General features: G+C 28.8%; 21 protein-coding genes. 11 read left to right on the top strand and 10 right to left on the bottom strand.

What is annotated here, in order from left to right; all coding sequences use genetic code 11:
* The 4 genes from BN350_RS20045 to BN350_RS14540 form a co-directional block, all read left to right on the top strand.
* Window positions 1–334: DUF3800 domain-containing protein (locus BN350_RS20045; protein ID WP_196802969.1), on the top strand; the 334-nt coding region annotated here is incomplete at its 5' end.
* A 132-nt stretch (window positions 335–466) separates the two neighbouring features.
* Window positions 467–1024 (top strand): cyclase family protein, encoded by a 558-nt coding sequence (locus BN350_RS14550; RefSeq protein ID WP_028044263.1) that lies wholly within the window; start codon window positions 467–469, stop codon window positions 1022–1024.
* Between the two features lies 1 nt (window position 1025).
* Complete coding sequence (locus tag BN350_RS14545; RefSeq protein ID WP_028044262.1) at window positions 1026–1478, top strand: transcriptional regulator; 453 nt, start codon at window positions 1026–1028, stop codon at window positions 1476–1478.
* A 110-nt stretch (window positions 1479–1588) separates the two neighbouring features.
* A complete protein-coding gene (locus tag BN350_RS14540) occupies window positions 1589–1987 on the top strand; it encodes a hypothetical protein (protein WP_028044261.1) in 399 nt (132 codons plus the stop codon).
* Between the two features lie 70 nt (window positions 1988–2057).
* Here BN350_RS14540 and BN350_RS14535 read toward each other — a convergent pair whose 3' ends face one another.
* Entirely contained in the window at window positions 2058–2519 is a 462-nt protein-coding gene (locus BN350_RS14535) for a DUF2798 domain-containing protein (RefSeq protein ID WP_028044260.1), read from the bottom strand.
* Between the two features lie 456 nt (window positions 2520–2975).
* Here BN350_RS14535 and BN350_RS14530 point away from each other — a divergent pair, with 456 nt between their 5' ends.
* Complete coding sequence (locus tag BN350_RS14530) at window positions 2976–3296, top strand: Rpn family recombination-promoting nuclease/putative transposase (protein ID WP_028044259.1); 321 nt, start codon at window positions 2976–2978, stop codon at window positions 3294–3296.
* A 34-nt stretch (window positions 3297–3330) separates the two neighbouring features.
* Here the strand turns inward: BN350_RS14530 and BN350_RS14525 are convergent, their stop codons facing one another.
* The 8 genes from BN350_RS14525 to BN350_RS14490 all read right to left on the bottom strand — a co-directional run bounded on the left by BN350_RS14525 (window position 3331) and on the right by BN350_RS14490 (window position 8791).
* Window positions 3331–3783, bottom strand: coding sequence for a DUF3021 domain-containing protein (locus BN350_RS14525; RefSeq protein ID WP_028044258.1), 453 nt, complete (start codon window positions 3781–3783; stop codon window positions 3331–3333).
* A 9-nt stretch (window positions 3784–3792) separates the two neighbouring features.
* On the bottom strand, window positions 3793–4233 hold the full coding sequence (locus tag BN350_RS14520) for a LytTR family DNA-binding domain-containing protein (RefSeq protein WP_028044257.1): 441 nt from the start codon (window positions 4231–4233) through the stop codon (window positions 3793–3795).
* Window positions 4234–4349: 116 nt separating this feature from the next.
* Window positions 4350–5198 carry a DegV family protein gene (locus BN350_RS14515; protein ID WP_028044256.1) on the bottom strand — a complete coding sequence of 283 codons (849 nt, stop codon included), beginning with the start codon at window positions 5196–5198 and terminating at the stop codon, window positions 4350–4352.
* Window positions 5195–5620 (bottom strand): MarR family transcriptional regulator, encoded by a 426-nt coding sequence (locus tag BN350_RS14510; RefSeq protein WP_028044255.1) that lies wholly within the window; start codon window positions 5618–5620, stop codon window positions 5195–5197. The genes BN350_RS14515 and BN350_RS14510 overlap by 4 nt, the downstream gene beginning before the upstream one ends.
* A gap of 90 nt (window positions 5621–5710) precedes the next feature.
* On the bottom strand, window positions 5711–6184 hold the full coding sequence (locus BN350_RS14505; RefSeq protein WP_028044254.1) for a phosphatase PAP2 family protein: 474 nt from the start codon (window positions 6182–6184) through the stop codon (window positions 5711–5713).
* A 193-nt stretch (window positions 6185–6377) separates the two neighbouring features.
* Complete coding sequence (locus BN350_RS14500; protein ID WP_028044253.1) at window positions 6378–6806, bottom strand: hypothetical protein; 429 nt, start codon at window positions 6804–6806, stop codon at window positions 6378–6380.
* A 78-nt stretch (window positions 6807–6884) separates the two neighbouring features.
* Entirely contained in the window at window positions 6885–8009 is a 1125-nt protein-coding gene (locus BN350_RS14495) for a hypothetical protein (protein ID WP_187117143.1), read from the bottom strand.
* Between the two features lie 89 nt (window positions 8010–8098).
* Window positions 8099–8791, bottom strand: a complete 693-nt coding sequence (locus tag BN350_RS14490; protein ID WP_028044251.1) for a LytR/AlgR family response regulator transcription factor — start codon at window positions 8789–8791, stop codon at window positions 8099–8101.
* Window positions 8792–8954: 163 nt separating this feature from the next.
* Between BN350_RS14490 and ychF the strand changes: the two genes are divergently transcribed.
* On the top strand, window positions 8955–10055 hold the full coding sequence (gene ychF / locus BN350_RS14485) for a redox-regulated ATPase YchF (protein ID WP_028044250.1): 1101 nt from the start codon (window positions 8955–8957) through the stop codon (window positions 10053–10055).
* Window positions 10055–10780, top strand: coding sequence for a class B sortase (gene srtB / locus BN350_RS14480; RefSeq protein ID WP_028044249.1), 726 nt, complete (start codon window positions 10055–10057; stop codon window positions 10778–10780). Before ychF ends, srtB begins: the two co-directional genes overlap by 1 nt.
* Before the next feature lie 34 nt (window positions 10781–10814).
* Here the strand turns inward: srtB and BN350_RS14475 are convergent, their stop codons facing one another.
* Complete coding sequence (locus BN350_RS14475) at window positions 10815–11135, bottom strand: recombinase family protein (RefSeq protein ID WP_028044248.1); 321 nt, start codon at window positions 11133–11135, stop codon at window positions 10815–10817.
* Window positions 11136–11672: 537 nt separating this feature from the next.
* On the opposite strand from BN350_RS14475, the gene BN350_RS14470 reads away from it, so the two are divergent.
* The 4 genes from BN350_RS14470 (at window position 11673) to BN350_RS14455 (ending at window position 18244) form a co-directional block, all read left to right on the top strand.
* Window positions 11673–12989: a PTS sugar transporter subunit IIC gene (locus BN350_RS14470; RefSeq protein ID WP_028044247.1), complete on the top strand. Its 1317-nt coding sequence runs from the start codon at window positions 11673–11675 to the stop codon at window positions 12987–12989.
* Between the two features lie 44 nt (window positions 12990–13033).
* Window positions 13034–13843 (top strand): MurR/RpiR family transcriptional regulator, encoded by an 810-nt coding sequence (locus tag BN350_RS14465; RefSeq protein ID WP_028044246.1) that lies wholly within the window; start codon window positions 13034–13036, stop codon window positions 13841–13843.
* A 2-nt stretch (window positions 13844–13845) separates the two neighbouring features.
* Window positions 13846–16080 (top strand): glycoside hydrolase family 3 N-terminal domain-containing protein, encoded by a 2235-nt coding sequence (locus BN350_RS14460; RefSeq protein ID WP_028044245.1) that lies wholly within the window; start codon window positions 13846–13848, stop codon window positions 16078–16080.
* A gap of 163 nt (window positions 16081–16243) precedes the next feature.
* Complete coding sequence (locus BN350_RS14455; RefSeq protein WP_028044244.1) at window positions 16244–18244, top strand: AAA family ATPase; 2001 nt, start codon at window positions 16244–16246, stop codon at window positions 18242–18244.
* The last annotated feature ends 74 nt before the right edge of the window (window positions 18245–18318 follow it).

Here is an 18318-nt window from a genome sequence, read left to right as displayed (position 1 = left end):
TTTATTTTGTTTTGAAAAGAAAAATTTTCATGATAAAGATGAATTGATTCAAAAAATGATAAGAGATATATCGCTATTTATCATAGAACATTATCACTTCTTTCTTCCGTATAATAAGATTATTGTCTATTATGATAATGGACAAAACAAAGTGACAAGAATTATTAATCAAATTTGTTCATATTATTTTAGTCATTTTGAGTATCGGAAAGTCAAACCAAAAGAGTATATATTATTTCAGGCAGCAGATTTAATATGTACTTTTGAGTGTTTATATCATAAGTATCAAAAGAAAAAGATGAGTCAATCAGAGATATTGATGATTGGAAAATGAATAGATTTAAAAAAGATTAAAATGCTCATCATCAAAAAGGCAATCAATTTATGGTTTATTTGAAAAAGTAAACTTTTTTTGTTGACCAGGAAACAAATATAATGTATCCTTGGAAACAAAGGAGGGGTTAATATGTTCTATGATTTAACATTAAAAGTCACACCACAAATGATGAAAGATGCAAATGGAAATGAGATAAAATCATTAGTTGGTCATATGGGAACGCATTTTGATGTGATGAATAAAGAATTTCCATTAGATTATTTACACTTATCTGCCATCGTTTTTGATGTAGTAGATAAAATGGAAATTGAATGTCAGGATATTGATTTAGAGAAAGTTGAAAAAGGGATGTTTGTGGCATTTGCAACAGGATTTATGGATAAAACTGGATATGGAAATAAAGAATATTTTACACAGCATCCACAGTTATCAAATGAATTGATTGAGGAATTAATCAAAAGAGAAATCGCTGTTATTGGAATTGACTGTGCAGGTATTCGCAGAGGAAAAGAACATACTCCAATGGACCAATACTGTGCGAATCATGATGTCTTTGTAATAGAAAACTTATGTCATTTAAAAGATTTATTAAATAATCAAAAATATTTAAAATCTATCATTAATACTTATCCAGTGAATTATAGTGATATGACAGGTTTGCCATGTCGTGTTGTTGCAGAGATTTAATATGTATCAGGAATTATTAGAATTATTTGCTGAACAGTTAGAGAAACAAGATCAATTATCCAAATTAACAGAAAGTGATTTTTTACATCAATATGGATACTCAGATGTCCATAGTATTGATTATATTGGTAAAACGAAAGATATCAATGTCACAAAACTTTCCCAATGTTTAAAAATGACACGTGGTGCAGCAAGTAAGATTGTGAAACGTTTGTCTAGTCAGGGGTTGATTGAAATCTACATGAAACCAGATAATAAAAAAGAAAAATATTATCGTTTGACAAGAAAAGGTCGAAAGATTTATAAAGAACATGAAAAAAGACATCAATTATGGATAAAGCGTGATACAGAATTTTTTAAAAGGTATTCAGCAATAGAAATACAATATATTAAGGAATTTATGAAAGATTATAATCAGTATTTAGAAGAACAGATTCAGATGATAGAAAAGTAACTTTGGTTGCTTTTTTATTTATTCTTTCTTGGAATAAATAAGAAAGGAATTGGAATTGCTATGAAAACGCTTTTATTTTAGAATGGAAGTGTCATAAGGAGGGAGATAAAATGATTATTGATGCGAATATGTATTGGTTTGATGAATCAATATTTCATGATAAACATGAAGCTGAACGTTTTCTATTAGAAGTTCCAAAAAGTTATGGAATCAATGGATATATGATTGAAAATAAAGATCATATAAAGCAGATTGTTATTGAAAAACCAATTGGATATCAGAATCTGAATTATGTTGAAGATGTGAACCGAGAGGTGAATATAGAAATAATTTATTTTGGATATATTGCGATTATTGCAGTACAACCAGAATTATCAAGTGTAACAGCAATGGATATAAGAAAACAATCACATTTTCCTTTGACAATGGTTAATGGAGGAATGAAATATATGCCAGATCAGATTTCATATGATTGTATGACCTATGAAGCAATGAATTCAAAATTGTGAAAGGTTCAGCCGAAATGTTGACAGATTGTAATTTAATAATGATTATAAATAAAAAGCGAGAATGACTCGCCTATACTTGTGGAAAGATTCTACAAAAAAGAAATCTAACCAAAGGTCCAGCATAAAAGATTTGCCAAAAGAACGCTAATGGAAAATTGAATGCAAGTGTTTGTATCCATATTGCAATTATTTGCTGACCGGGATGTTTAAAAATAAGAGTCGCAATTAAAGACATAATAGGTGACATAAAACAAACGGTACAACATTGAATAGTCAGTGTTACAAAAATAGGCTTATCTGTATCTGGATTAATAATATGAAAAGCAAGTTTTTTAGCCATTTTTCCAGCTATCAGTTTTTCTACCATAATAACAATTATCATCATCAAAAAGACATCTTGAAAAACATCAATAAAAATACGGTTTTCTAAACCTCCATTATTTAATGATAGATTATATAATTCCATAGCATATGTCATAGTAAATCCCATCATTAAAGAAAATATAAAATCTTGAAACTTTGTTTTTGGCATTTTATTTCCTCCTTCTTATAAAACAAAAAAGTGCCATAAAGAACAATTGGAATTACGTTCTTAACGACACATTGTATATGTTTTCTATTTTGTTTTACTCTCATATTTTAACAAAATTAAAAAAAGTGTCAATAAAATAAATATTTTTGCAAATAAAAAAATGGAAATTTTTTGCGTATATATATAATAGAAGGGTATTTTTATTATTGATAATCATTTCTTTTAAGCAATTATTGTATAATACCCTTAAGATATACCTCATAAATATGTTTTGTTTCTCTAACTATAAAAATCTATAAGAAGCCTGAAGTATTTGCTGATTTTGCCAATTTTGCCCTTTTTAACGGCAAAGAAATCATTAAGCCGGATATGCTTCATCAGTGGGACAGTGATGGCTCAACAGTTCTCCATGACAGAAATGTCATCGAGTCTATTGAAAGAAGAAGAGAGAACATCGTGCTAACTGTGGTTGATGGAATATCTGTTCTCATTGCGATTGAACATCAGCAGAGAATTGACGATTCCATGTGCAAGCGTGTCCTCACCTATGATCATGCAACCTACAATCAGCAGTTCAACTTATGTGATGTTAATAAAAGACAATGTCTGCATTTTATACCAGTTGTAACGATTGTCATCTATACTGGTGAAAGCTACTGGATAAAACCAATCACGATAATCAAATTAAAACCTAAAGCTTTTATCAAAATATCTAACATAAGTTCACCCCAGTTACATATCTTAACAGAAATGGAGAAAAAAACATTTTATTTTTAAAATATGAAAACATGAGGTTACACCTCATGTTTAATTATAATTTCTTAATTTTTTCATTGATATTTTGGACTTGTTTTTTGTAGATGATATACTGAATGAACCATATGATTATAAAAATCAATGTAAAGACAGCAAAGTAAAGAATGAATTCTATAAAAGTAGGTTCCATCCAACCCATTAGATAAGCCATTGGAAACATTGTCAATGCAGTTATCATAAAATAAATGAATGTTTGTTTACTCATGCTCCAGTTATCAATCTCCCATATAACAGAAGAAGCAGCAAATGACACACCTAAAAGACCAGTAAATACAGTTTGAATAATCACTGCCAGAATCTCACTTCCAACCATTTCTACTAATGAAGGGACACAAGGAGAATAATAACCATGACCCCAAATAAGGGATGTTATAATTGTTATTATATAACCTATTGTGATACCTAATGGAAACCCTAAAAGACTTCTCATACATATTTTCTTTAACATATAATCACCTCATATTCCTAATACTTTTTTAATTTTTGAGACATAACGTCGTGATACATAGGTTGTGACTTGATTAGATAAGATAACTGCAATTGTTCCTGTATAACTTAAATCCATTTTTTGAATAGCTTTTAAGTTAATAATTTCTGAATGTGAAATTCTTACAAAAGATTGATGAGATAATCTTTCTTCTAATTCATAAAGCCGTAGACGCACTATAAATTTTTTTGTATCTGTTTGTGCATAGACCTTTTTGTTTAATGAATAAAATCTAATGACTTTTTCTACATCTAATAACTCAACAGTATCATTATGAAAACCTGCAATAATATTTTGTTGTGTTATATGGAGCTGTTCAATGAGTTCTGTTATTTCATCAGTCATTTGATTGGTTTTAATAATGACAATTGGTTCTTTGCAATCAGGATCTATATCAACTTTCACTTGCATTTTTATCTCCTCCTATTTCTCAAATACATTATAATCAAAAAAGTATATATAATCATCCTTTTCTAGATAAGTGGTTTCATATAATGATGAACGGTAAAAAAGAGAAATGACATACATCATTTCTCCGACTTGCTTATATATGTAATTAAACGTGCGCCAGGTCCAGCATGAGTACCTATAACAGGACCAACACAACCATGAAGAACTTCACCAAAACCAAATTCTTCACGAAGTGTTTGCTCAAATTTATCTAAGCCATCATCATTTCCTGTATACCCAATACAGATAGGTTCATCTAAATCAATTTCTCCATCCTCATGAATTAATTCAATGATTTTTGCTGTTGCCTTTTGGGTTCCTCTTGCTTTTGCAAACATTTCTAAATGACCTTCTTTTAATCCAATGATAGGTTTAAACTTTAATAAAGTTCCTGCGGCAGCAGCAGTCTTTGATAAACGACCACCTTTATAAAGATATTCTAAAGTATCTACAAAAGCAACAATTCTTATTTTGTGTTTGTATTCTTCAAGCATATGAACAATATCTTTTACATTCTGTCCGATTTCTCTTAAAGAAACTGCTTTTAAAACAAGTAATCTTAACATTTGTGTTGTAGCTAAACTATCAATAACATAAATATCATCATATTCAGCTAAATCTTTGGCAATATTGGCACTTTGATAAGTTCCACTGATTGTACTTGATAGAGTCATTACAATTACACTATCACCATTTCTCTTAGCTTCTTCAAAGAAGTTTAAGAATTCTTGTGGTGCAGGTTGTGATGTGGTTGGTAAGACCTCACTATTTGCCAAAAGATCATAAAATTGATCTGGCTGTAAATCAACTCTATCTTTATATTCTTTTCCATCAATTATAACTTTAAGTGGAATAATTTCAATATTTAATTGTTTTGCATATTCTAAATCAATATCAGCTGTTGAATCTGTAATTATTTTAATCATTCTTTATCTCCTTGTGTCATATGAATTTTGACAGTATGTAACATTTTTTCAAGAAGTTCTACTTCTTCAGAACTAAAAATATTCTCAATATCACCAAGGACTTTTTTTATAAAACGATCATTATCACGATAAAAAACTAAGAATTTCTTTGTAACTTGTAAACGATAAGATCTTTTATCTTCTTTACTCACTTCTTTAATTAAATAACCTTTTTCAATGAGCTGATTAATTTTGTAAGTCGCATTTGGCTGAGAAATACCCATATATTTTGCATATTCTAAAATAGTTGGATGTCCTAACATATAGATAATATCTAAACTAAACGCTTCTTGCATAGTTAATTCAGTTGAATTTGCACACATTGAAGCATAGAAGTTCATTTTGAAGAGGTTATAAACTGCTTGGAATTCTTTAGTTAACATTGTGCACCTCCTTTGATGATACTTAAAATATTTTAAGTACAGTATAATATAATTTTTTTCTTTGTCAACTCATTAATTAAAAAAATTGAATTAAATAATATAAAAAAATAAAGCAATAATCACAGAAACAACAACATCACTGATATAATGGACTCCAGCAAGAATACGACATATACTCATTATTGTAGCTATAACAATAGAAAAAACACCAAGATATAAATGAACAGGTAAACATACAAATGCAATAATAAAAGCACTCACAGTATGACGACTTGGAAAAGATTCTCCATGTTTATGCCCAATAAGAGGTTTTATATTTATTTGATCATAGGGGCGAGGGCGATTGACTATTTTACGAAATATAGTAACCAATAAGAAAGCACCAAGTGGTTTCCATATAGATTCCCATAACAATGAACTTTGTATAGAAAATAAATAGATTAGTAAACAAGGATAAATAACAAAAGTAATATAAGGGAAATATTTGGTTATTGAGATAATCATTCGTTCAATAACTGGATGTTTACGAATATTTGCTAATAATGTTATATAAAATTTTTCCATAATCTCACCCTTCCTTACCTATTATAACCAAAACAAAGAATGAAAACAAATAAATTCATATAACTCTTCATGTCTCTTACAATAAGAAAAGGACTTCACGTCCTTTAAAGTGTTAGTTAATATGTTTTATTTATCTTCTAAAATTTATCAAGAAGATTATCCTGATCAATCATTTTTAAAGATGAGGTTTATATCATTGACATCTTTTTTCAAAACGCTGTTTTTCAATAGATGAAATAATTTCCCAAATACTTTGAGAAGTTGTTTCAATTTTTTCAAAGATATGATAAGGATCAATTAAAGTAAGAGATGAGTTTTTTAAGATATCAATAAAGGATAATAAATCATTTCTAGTTGTATTGTTATAGAAAATAATAACATCAGTATTTGTATGATTTTTAAGTTTTAAAATGAGTGTAATTGTTACAGTTGGAGATCTAAAGAAATCCTGTATACCATAAGTGACAACAATTTCATGAATTTCATGATAATGAAAAACTTGTACATGTTTTTTTCCTTTAAGTTTTTCATATAGACTTAAAAGATCATAATATGTTATTGTATGTTGCTCATTATCGATTAAACATCCATGTTTCTTTGTACCAATTAAGAATGTGTTCATTTGAATTCCTCCTTCATACAAATTATATTTTAGATTTATAGTCTTGTCATAAACTTTGCCATAAACAACAAGAAAGTGTCATGAAATGAAATAATTATTTTTAAAAAGTAGTTGGCATGTCACATAGTTATTATTTGATTTGACATGATAATTGACATTATCATTAATGAATTCTTTAATTTCATTTTGAATGATATTACAAGAAAAAAGCGTTTGTGTTGTTATAGTGAAAAGCAAATAATCTCCTTTATCAATAAAATCCAATATTAAATCTTTATCGATACTTAATTTAACATAATAATCAATAATCTTCATAAATATATTAACAATATTCTTATCTTCAAGAATTGGATTGCAATTGATTGTTGAAGTCATTTTAAATGTATAGCCATCATTGTAAAGGGCATTTATTTTGGAATTTATGACAAAATCAAAATAGGGATTATCAGTTAGAATAGTCGATTTATATTGGTTTATTTTTTTGAAATATTGATCAATGATGAGCAACGCATTATTATCATCTTGATTTATAATAGAATTCTTTATTTGAAGTAATGAATATGTCATGCGATGTTCTAATGATTTCATTTCTTCATTAGCTTTTAAGAGAGTGTCTTTATTAATAGAACGATAATGATATTTTTGTTCATTTAATAAATATTCTGTATTTTCTTGGCTTAATTGAAGAATTTTGTCATATGTGAAAATAAAGAAAATAGAGAGTGCTAATAAAACAATACTCATAATGAGAATAATATGATTCATTCCTAAGTTATTAAGAATGACAAATTCAAAAATAAATAAAAATGTGATAATTATAAGTAATAATATTTGTAATTCTTTCCAATTTTTATGATTAAAGTTAATAGATTTTTTGAGTTTGAGTAAATATATATTTATACAAGCAATCATAAAAAGAATAATTTCAATGAGTAGCATAAAATCATAATAATTTTGATGTGTTAAGATAAAGTGAATAGATTGACGAGTTGCTATTTGAATAATATTCAGTGAAATAATTTTAGAGATTATTTTAGTAATCATTAATAATAGTGAGATTGTAAAAGATTCGTGGTAAAACTGATGGTGATAAAGTGATATAAACATAATCATTTCTAAAATAAGAAAGATATCTTCAATAATCAGATATGAAAAATATATTTCACATATATATATTGTTACAAATAATGATAATATCATCATTATTAAATATTTTATTTTTGATGATAAATCAAAATAAAATATACAGAAGAGAGAAATAAGGATAGAAATAGAAAACGTATAAATCAAGATCATCTTAGTAACAACTCTATATATTTTTGATTCACATTTTCCTTATAAGCTCTCCCAATATCTATTTTTGTATTGTTTTTCAAAATTATTTTATTTTGAGTTATATTCATAATATTATAAAAATTTACAGCTGTTGATTTAGAAACTTGAATAATATCAGAATCATGTATTTTATTCAATATATCACTTAAAGAGCCTCTAAAAGTATAGTATTGATGTCCTGTATTAATTGTAATATCATGACCAGCGACACTAATATATTGAATATCCTGATTATAAATATATATTTGACGGCCATTTATGGTGATTTGAAAGTTTTTGAATTTATGATGTAAAACATCATCTAATATATTTGTGAGAATAAGAAAATCTTTCTCTAAATGACTTTTTCTCATGAAAAAAAGAGGATGTATAGCTAATGCATCAAAGACACATTCATTTAATGAAGAAACAAATATAATAATATGGTTAGATTGTAAGTCATTAATTTGTTTTCCTAATTGAATACCATTATAACTTTTTAAGTCAATATCCATGAAAATAATATCATAATGATTATAGTCTATTTTACCGAACTCATCAGATATAATATCAACCTGATTATGATCAAAAAATTTATTTAAGTATGTTTCTAATTTATTATGTAGTTTTCTTGAAAAAACAATATCATCATCAACAATTGCACACTTCATAATATCAATACCTTTCTTTAGCTTATGTATATTTTATCAAAAATTTAATGAAATGACACTAAAATTCAGTTTGGCAAGTTTAGATTAACAATCAGTTAGATAAATAACTTGTATTTTACAAGGTTTTTAGATAAAATGAATAGGAAGTTAGGAGTGATATGATATGGCATTAACAGCAGGTATTGTGGGACTACCAAACGTAGGAAAATCAACTTTATTTAATGCAATTACAAATGCACAAGTAGAGGCAGCAAATTACCCATTTGCAACAATTGATCCTAATGTAGGAGTGGTAGAAGTTCCAGATTATCGTTTAGATGAATTAACAAAGATTTTTAAACCCAAGAAAACTATTCCAACAACATTTGAATTTACGGATATTGCAGGATTGGTTAAAGGTGCAAGTCGCGGAGAAGGATTAGGAAATAAATTTTTAGCGAATATTAGGGAAACAGATGCAATTTGTGAAGTTGTTCGTTGTTTTAGAGATAAGGATATTACACATGTAGATGGTGATGTAGATCCTATTCGTGATGTTGAAACAATTAATCTTGAATTGATTTTTGCAGATCTGGAAACAGTTGATAAAAGAATTGGTAAAATTGAAAAAAAAGCAAAATCTGGTGATAAGGAAGCAAAAGCTGAGATGGATGTTTTGGCCCCTATAAAAGAGGTGCTAGAAGCTGGAAAACCAGCACGTACAATGGAATTGACAAAAGATGAAAAAGATATTATTAAACAATATACTTTGTTGACTATGAAACCATTAATCTATGTAGCAAATTTAGGTGAAGAAGATCTAGAAAGTCCAAGTAGTAATCCTTATTATGTCCAACTCAAAGATTATGCATCAAAAGAAGGATGCGATGTTGTTCCTATTTGTGCTAAGATTGAAAGTGAACTGGTTGGGTTAGAAAAAGATGAAAAAGACTTATTTATGCAAGATCTTGGAATAGATGAAAGTGGATTAGATAAACTTATTAAAGAAGCATATGCATTATTAGGGCTACATACTTTCTTTACAGTTGGTGCTGATGAAGTAAGAGCATGGACTTTTAAAAAAGGAATGCTTGCGCCAGAAATGGCAGGAATTATCCATACTGATTTCCAAAAAGGATTTATTAAAGCAGAAACATATAGCTATGATGATCTTATGGAATATGGAAGTGAACATGCTTTAAGAGATGCTGGAAAAATTAGACAGGAAGGAAAACAATATGTAGGACAAGATGGAGATATCATGTTCTTCAAGTTTAATGTTTAATGAAAGAAAAAATTAGAAAAATTATTCTATTTATTTGTATATGTGTGTTCACATATTCGGCAATTCAATTAGGAATAATCTTTTATGATTATTATCAGATAGAAAAAGCATCAGATGAGTTAGTAGAAACCTATATAGAACAAGTAGAAGAAAATAATCCACTACAAAGAGCTATTCATTTTGAGGAACTTCAAAAAACAAATCCTGATGTTATTGGATGGTTATATATTCCAGATACAAAGATAGATGAGCCTATTTTAAAAGGAAAAAATAATGATTCCTATCTTTATACAGATATATATAAAAAGAGTAATAAAGCAGGAGCAATCTTTATTGATGAAATCAATAAAAAAGACTTTAGTGATGATAATACAATTATTTATGGACATAATATGAAAAACGGATCTCGTTTTCATGATTTAAGATACTTTGTGGAAGATGATTATTTTAATAAACATCTACAAATATACATTTATTTACCTAATGGAACAATTAATATCTATGATGTATTTGCTTCATGTATCATTGAAGCAACAAGTGATTTATATCAAAAAGGTATTCAATATTCACAATATACACAATCTGTATTAAATAAGGCAAAGGTAAAAACATCAGTAAGTGAAAAACAAAAACCATTGATTATGTTAAGTACATGTTTAAATGGAACAGAAAACAGATTTGTTATTTATGGACAATTAAAAGAAAATGTAAAAGAGCCATCATAAATTTGATGACTCTTTTCACTATTTTTCAATAGTGTCAGGAAGATTTTGTTTCAATAACCCTTACATGATAATACTCACATAATAATAAGAATTCATATAAAAGGTCATCATTAGAAAATAAGCGTTTTTGATTGTCAACAAGGATCATATCAATTCGATTTGTCTTAATATAAGGCAATAATTGAGTTATTGGATATCTTTGAAAAGTTTGAGCACTGCCAACTTCTTTTGTAATACCGATAATATCCATATGTTCCCGTTTAGCAAATGAGAATAATTTCTTTTCTTGAAATTTCAAGAGATATAAGTGTGTTTGAGATAAAACGCGACAATAAATCCAAACTCTTTTTTTCAATAAATCTGCCTCCTTTTTTACCAATCAAGCGACAAAAGGTTAGGCTTAAGAGTTGAATCGACCTTTCTTGAGAAACATAATATATCATCCTCCTTCTGGTATTATTATCTCATATATTTATAAATTATGTTTTTTACAATAATAAATGAAAGCCAAAAAAACGGCTTTGTTATACTTTTGTTTATCACAAATGTTAAGTATATAAATTTTTTTATGAGAGATGATAAATATTATTGTGTTAATAGAATAAATGTCAGATAGTATCATTTTATGACTTTATTAAATAGAGAGCTGATTTTAATAATATTTGGCTTTACTGATGTCCATAGACTCGGAAATTATAGGCTTATATTGGGATAAAATTGAAATAAAAAGTTCCATTTTTGTTGCTATAAAGATAATAATTTTAATGTAATGGAATAAAAATCCCAAAATATGTTAAATAAATAAAACACTATTTCCTTTTTTAAATAACTATGCTAGTTTAAAGATGTAACGTAACCTAGGCCGTACAAAAATAATTTGAGGAGGAAATATATGTTAGACAAACTTGCTAACAAACTTTTACCAATAGCTACGAAACTTGCACAGCAACGTCATTTAAGTGCGGTAAAAGATAGTTTTATTATTTCAATGCCATTAATAATGGCAGCGTCTTTATTCGTTTTATTGAATGCTTTAGGAGCGAACTTCTTTCATACTGATATCTTTTCAGGAATTGCGACAATAGCTAATCAGGGAACACTTGGGGTTTTGTCTATTCTTATCGCATTTACAACTGCAAATAATTTAGCTGAATATTATTTAAGAGTAAAACCTGAACTTGCTCAGTCTGGTTTTACAAAAATTCATGCTGGTGGGTTAGCTGTTGCTTTAATGTTTATTTTAATGCCTGTAACGCAGTCAGTAGTAGTTGATGGAATTAAAGATCCTATTATTATTTCTGGAATGTTTGCGCAGGAGTTAACATCAAGTAGCGGATTAATTTATTCTTTGTTAACCGCTTTAATTGGAACAGAGATTTTTGTGAAATTGGCATCTATCCGTTGTCTAAGAATAAAAATGCCTGATAATGTTCCACCTGCAATTGAAAAATCATTTAATGCTCTAATTCCAGAGTTAATCACAATTACAATTTTTACGTTATTAGTTTTTGGACTGGATTTTGTGTGGGGAGTGACAGTGCCTGATATTATTACGGCTGTAATTTCTAAACCATTAAGTCGTTTTGTATTATCATCACCTGGGCTTATTTTCTTACAATTTATTTCAGATTTATTATGGGTATTTGGGATTCATGGAGCACCTATATTGTCACCAATTAGAACTGCACCTATGCTAGAAGCATTGACTGAAAATATTGCTGCAAGTGGGGCGGGAAATTCAATTCCTAATATTGTAACAGAACCATTTATGAATATGTATGGTCTTATCGGTGGAGGCGGATGTGTTCTTGCCCTTATTATTGCAATTTTTATTGTTTCAAAACGTCAAGATCATAAAACAGTAGCAAAATTAGGACTTGTTCCTTCCTTATTTAATATTTCAGAGCCTATTATGTTTGGGTTACCTGTTGTAATGAACCCAATATTTATGATTCCAGCAATTATTGTTCCATCAATTAATTTAATTATTGCATATATTATGACGAATATGAATTTAGTTGGAAGAGTTGTAGCACAAGTACCTTGGATTACTCCACCAGGTTTCTATGCATTCTTTGCAACGGGTGGAGATTTTATGGCTGCAATATTATCTTTAGTTTTACTAGCCCTAGATGTTATTATTTATGTTCCATTTGTAAAGGTCAGCAATAAGGTGGAGCAAAGTCTGGATAATCAGGATAATAAATAGATTTATTTCATATTAATTGATGTTATTTTAAAGAAGGTGAAATTATGAACAATGAATTAATTATTAAAATTAAGAGTTTATTTCCAAACTTAACAAAATCCGAGAAAAAAGTCGCTTTATATATTAATCAGCACTTTGACCAAATTTTATATTTGAGTATTGGTGATTTAGCAAGTCAATGTGCAGTTGGTGAAACAACTATTTTAAGATTTTGTAAACATCTTGGGTTTTCTGGTTACTATGAGTTGAAACAAAAAGCAATTTTACTAAATGAAAAAAATAAAAAGAATGCCAATCAAGATGAAAATATAACCATCAGAAATATTAATACAATGGTAAAGGATACAATTCAATTAGTTGATGAAAAACAATTAGAAAAAGTTGCAAAAGAGATTATAAAGAGTGAAACTGTTTATGTGTTTGGAAGTGGATTTTCAGGTCTAACTGCTAAAGCAGCACGGATGCGTTTAACAGCATATGGTTATAAATGTATTGTTGCTGATGATAAATATTTACAGATTTTATCAGCAAATATGATGGGTCAAAATGATATTGCTTTGGGGCTTAGTATTTCTGGTGAAAATTCTTCAACAATTGAATCTATTGCTTTAGCAAAACAAAATGGTTCAAAAATTATAGCAATTACGAATTATGAGGAATCTTCTCTAGCTAAAATGGGTGATATTGTTCTTTTGACTGCTGGGCAGGAGATGGGAAGAGAAGGAAGTACATTGGTTACTGAAATGTCTCAATTGATTGTCTTAGAAGCTCTTTTTGAAAAATTACATCAGTTAGATAAAGAAAGAATAGATCAAATGAATTATAAAGTTTCATATTATATTAGAGGAGAATGACAGTGACAATTACAATAAATGAAATAGATAAGTGGATATCCCAAATGTCATTGACAGAAAAGGTAGGACAACTCAATCAGCATCTTTATGGCTGGCAATGTTTTCAGAAGAATGAAGAAGGAAAATATGAATTAACACAATTATTTAAAGATCATGTGCAAAGATTTGGTGGAGTTGGTGCTATTTATGGGGTGTTAAGAGCAGATGCATGGTCTGGTATGAATGAAGTGAATGGGATTAGTAAAGAGGATAGTTTTAAAGTTATTACAATGATTCAAGATTATATCACTGAAAATACACGTCTTAAAATACCAGCGTTAATTAGTGAAGAGTGTGTACATGGGCATCAAGGATTACATAGTATGATGTATCCAGCAAATATATCTATGGGAATGACGTGGAATCCAGCACTTTTAGAGGACATATGTCAGGAAGTGAGTCAAGAATTGGCAAGTAAAGGTGGACATTTGGCGCTTTTTACAGGATTAGATGTTGTACGTGATCCACGTTGGGGAAGAAGTGAAGAGTGTTTTAGTGAAGATGGATATTTAACCAGTGAAATGACAAAAGCAGCAGTGCAAGGATTTCAGTCTAAACAAAATGGTGTTGGAGTTGTCTTAAAACATTTGTGTGCACAAGGAGCTGGTGTTGGAGGTCATAATTCTGGAGCAGCTTCTATTGGACCACGTGAATTACGAGAAGTGTTTCTACCACCAGTAGAAGCAGGTATTCAAAGTGGCGCAAAAGGTGTGATGGCAGCATATAATGAAATTGATGGAATTCCTTGTCATATTAATCAGCATCTTTTAAGGGATATTCTTAGGAAAGACTATGGATTTGAAGGTATTGTTATGGCAGATGGTTGCGCTCTAGATCGTTTAATGATCATGAATCCTAATATTCCTAAGATGGCAGCAAAAGCGAATCAGGCGGGTGTCGATATAAGTTTATGGGATAATGTTTATACTTATCTTGAGGAGTCTGTTGATAAAGGTTATTTAAGAGAAGAAACATTAGATGAGAGTGTTCAGAGAATATTGACATTAAAGAATGAATTAGGTCTTTTTGAAGAAAGAAAACAAATGTCTCCACCTCAACACGAAAAACAACTGGCTTTGCAAGCGGCTAGAGAATGTCAGGTATTACTTAAGAATGATGGTATATTACCGTTAAATAAAGATATTAAGAAAATTGCGGTGATTGGGCCAAATGCAAATAATAAAATGAATATGTTAGGTGATTATACATCATTTCAAAAAGATGAAGATGTTGTGACAATATATCAAGGAATACAAGAAATTGTTGATGATGTTGAAGTAAAATATGCATTAGGTTGTCATATTCGTGATTATTCACATAAAGATATGGATGAAGCTATCAAACTTGCAAAAGAGAGTGATGTTGTTATTTTGGCAATAGGAGGATCAAGTGCAAGAAATTTTAAGATGGAATTTGAAAGTAATGGTGCAGTGAAAACAAGTTATGATAAACATGAAATGAACTGTGGTGAAAATGTTGACATGGCTTCATTAGATTTAGAAGGAGTTCAGGTTGAACTTGTGAAAAAAATTAAGCAGGTGAATCAAAAGGTTATAACTGTGCTTATACAAGGGAGACCTCATTCTATTGAAAATATTATTGAAGAGAGTTGTGCTATTTTGGCTGCTTGGTATCCTGGCAATCTAGGTGGACTAGCAATTGCAGAAACGCTTTTTGGAGATAATAATCCAAGTGGTAAATTATCTGTATCAATACCACGCTCTTCCATGCAATTACCTTGTTTCTATAATGGAAAGTATTCTGGAGCAAAGGAAGATTATATTGATATGAGTGGTAAAGCATTGTATCCATTTGGGTATGGTCTTAGTTATAGTCAGTTTGAATACCATAATGTAAAATTGTCAAAAAATAAAGTAACGATAAAAGAGTTAGAAGACAAAGGCATAGATATTTCTTTAAAAGTCACAAATATAAGTGAGAGAGATGGTAGTGAAATTGTCCAAATTTATCTTATTGATAATGAATCTTCTATTACAAGAAGATATAAAGAATTAAAAGCATTTAAAAAAGTGCTTATAAAAAAACAAAGTAATCAAGATATAACTATTCATCTTAATGGAGAATCTTTTAAGATTTGGAATGATCAAATGAAACATATCATTGAAAGTGGTAGTGTAGATATCTTAATTGCTAAGAATTCAGAAGATTTTATAACAAAAAAATTATTCATTATATAAATATTTTTAACTCCCTCTATAAAGGAAATATTCACAATATTGTGAGTATTTCCTTTTTGATTTGAAATGGAAAATAATACTAATCAATAAATTGATTAAATCAATAGAAATAGTTAATAATTTCAATTAGAGTTCATATGATAGAAAGGAAAAGAGGTGTAGTATGCTCACACAATTTCATGAAAAAGCACAAAAAGCAATTGTGATTGCTGAAAGTATAGCTTTTGATTTAGGACATAGTAGTGTAGGGAGTGAACATCTTCTCTTATCTCTTTTAAAGATGAAAGATAGTCCTTTTTCAAAGATATTAAAGACATATCATGTTGATGATGAAATGATATATGAAGATATTGTAAGGTTGTTTGGAGAAAAAGATATTCAACCTTTTTATATGGAATATAGCGAAGTTGTCAAGAAGATATTAGAAGATGCAATGAGCATGAGTGCTGCAAGAAAAGAAAGTAAAGTTTCGTTAAATACATTGTCTATTGCTATGTTAATGCAAAGAGAGAGTGTCGCAGTTGAGTTATTAAATAAGTATCATGTTCCCTTTGAAGAAGTGAAAAAGGAATTAAGTGAAGAGAAGTCATTACTACATGAATTAGATTTAATTCATGAATTAACAAATTTTAACACACTTGTTAAGAAACAAGAAAAACGAATGATTGGCAGGGATAAAGAGTTAGAACAACTTTTTTTAACATTATGTAAAAAAGAAAAGAATAATGCTTTATTAATTGGTAAAGCAGGTGTTGGGAAGACAGCACTTGTTGAGAAATTAGCATTGAGTATTAATCATCAAGAAGTACCAGAAGCATTAAAAAATAAAGTTGTTTATGAATTAAACTTATCAAGTATTGTTGCTGGAACAAAGTATCGTGGTGAATTTGAAGAAAAATTCAAAAAAATTATAGATAAAGTTATTCAGGCAAAAGATGCTATTTTGTTTATTGATGAAATTCATAATTTAATTGGGGCAGGTGGGGCTGAAGGAGCAATTGATGCATCTAATATTCTCAAGCCTTATCTAGCACGTAAAGATTTAACAATTGTTGGAGCAACAACAATTGAAGAATATTATAAGTATTTTGAAAAAGATCAAGCTATGAATAGACGTTTTGCAGTTATTAAATTAAATGAAAATACAAAAGAAGAAACCAAAGCTATTTTACAAGGATTGAAACCACAGTATGAAAGCTATCACCATCTTCAAATAGAAGATATCTTACTTGATGATGTTATTGAACTTTGTGATGAATATTTAATACAACGGGTATTTCCGGATAAAGCACTGGATGTCTTAGATTTAGCATGCGTTAAAGCGACATTCTTACATCAGGATACCTTAAAAAAAGAAAATATAGAAAAAGTCATAGAAGAAATGACAGGAATGACTTTAAGTACTTTTTCTTATCAAAATCTTGAACAAGACTTGAAAAAAGTTATTATAGGACAAGATCAAGCTATAGAAACAATTGTTGAATCATTAGAATCATTAGCACAGTATCCTCATCCTCATAAACCTAAAGGAATTTATTTATTAGTAGGAAGTAGTGGGATAGGTAAAACCCAAACTGCTAGAGAACTTGCTCAATTATTAAATCGTAATTTTATTAAATTAGATATGTCTGAATACAGTGAACCAAGTAGTGTTTCTAAGATTATAGGTTCGCCACCAGGTTATGTTGGATATGATGATCATTCATCATTATTGCATGAAATTATTCTTCATCCCAATTCAGTAGTTTTATTAGATGAAATAGAAAAAGCACATCCTCAAGTGATGCACTTATTTTTACAAGTTTTTGATGAAGGTATTATCAAAGATAATCATCATCATAAAATATCTTTTAAAGATACTCTTATTATTATGACATCTAATGTCATGTCTCAAAACAAACCATCTGTAGGTTTTAAAAAGAAAACATATTCTAAAGAGAGTTTAAAAGAATCATTTAGTGAGGAATTTTTAAATAGAATTGATGAAATCATCCCATACCAAACACTTCATAAGCAGGCATTAAAACAGATTTTAATACAAAATGCACCTATTCAACTCACATCATCAATGATTCATGATATATTAGATGATTATGATTACACAACAGGTGCCAGAGCAATTCTTACAAAGATGAAAAAATATATTGTTTCTAAGAATAGATAAACTACACATTGTGTAGTTTCAGCCTGTTGACAAAGAAGGTCGACAGGCTTTACATAATATGATAGAATAAATAA

The organism is Candidatus Stoquefichus massiliensis AP9 (assembly GCF_000455285.1).
Lineage (GTDB): Bacteria > Bacillota_I > Bacilli_A > Erysipelotrichales > Coprobacillaceae > Stoquefichus > Stoquefichus massiliensis.
Note: the sequence above shows the minus strand (reverse complement) of the source record. Positions and strands in the feature narration are given on the sequence as shown.

Coding starts and splice junctions, on each gene's coding strand:
- BN350_RS14490 (WP_028044251.1), bottom strand. CDS start 8,791: ATGAAGTGTGCAATTGTTGATGATGATATTGTTTTTTCAAGAAAACTA.
- ychF (WP_028044250.1), top strand. CDS start 8,955: ATGGCATTAACAGCAGGTATTGTGGGACTACCAAACGTAGGAAAATCA.
- BN350_RS14525 (WP_028044258.1), bottom strand. CDS start 3,783: ATGTTAAAGAAAATATGTATGAGAAGTCTTTTAGGGTTTCCATTAGGT.
- BN350_RS14510 (WP_028044255.1), bottom strand. CDS start 5,620: ATGTTAACTAAAGAATTCCAAGCAGTTTATAACCTCTTCAAAATGAAC.
- BN350_RS14505 (WP_028044254.1), bottom strand. CDS start 6,184: ATGGAAAAATTTTATATAACATTATTAGCAAATATTCGTAAACATCCA.
- BN350_RS14470 (WP_028044247.1), top strand. CDS start 11,673: ATGTTAGACAAACTTGCTAACAAACTTTTACCAATAGCTACGAAACTT.
- BN350_RS14465 (WP_028044246.1), top strand. CDS start 13,034: ATGAACAATGAATTAATTATTAAAATTAAGAGTTTATTTCCAAACTTA.
- BN350_RS14515 (WP_028044256.1), bottom strand. CDS start 5,198: ATGATTAAAATAATTACAGATTCAACAGCTGATATTGATTTAGAATAT.
- BN350_RS14550 (WP_028044263.1), top strand. CDS start 467: ATGTTCTATGATTTAACATTAAAAGTCACACCACAAATGATGAAAGAT.
- BN350_RS14520 (WP_028044257.1), bottom strand. CDS start 4,233: ATGCAAGTGAAAGTTGATATAGATCCTGATTGCAAAGAACCAATTGTC.
- srtB (WP_028044249.1), top strand. CDS start 10,055: ATGAAAGAAAAAATTAGAAAAATTATTCTATTTATTTGTATATGTGTG.
- BN350_RS14455 (WP_028044244.1), top strand. CDS start 16,244: ATGCTCACACAATTTCATGAAAAAGCACAAAAAGCAATTGTGATTGCT.
- BN350_RS14535 (WP_028044260.1), bottom strand. CDS start 2,519: ATGCCAAAAACAAAGTTTCAAGATTTTATATTTTCTTTAATGATGGGA.
- BN350_RS14500 (WP_028044253.1), bottom strand. CDS start 6,806: ATGAACACATTCTTAATTGGTACAAAGAAACATGGATGTTTAATCGAT.
- BN350_RS14495 (WP_187117143.1), bottom strand. CDS start 8,009: ATGATGATATTATCATTATTTGTAACAATATATATATGTGAAATATAT.
- BN350_RS14545 (WP_028044262.1), top strand. CDS start 1,026: ATGTATCAGGAATTATTAGAATTATTTGCTGAACAGTTAGAGAAACAA.
- BN350_RS14540 (WP_028044261.1), top strand. CDS start 1,589: ATGATTATTGATGCGAATATGTATTGGTTTGATGAATCAATATTTCAT.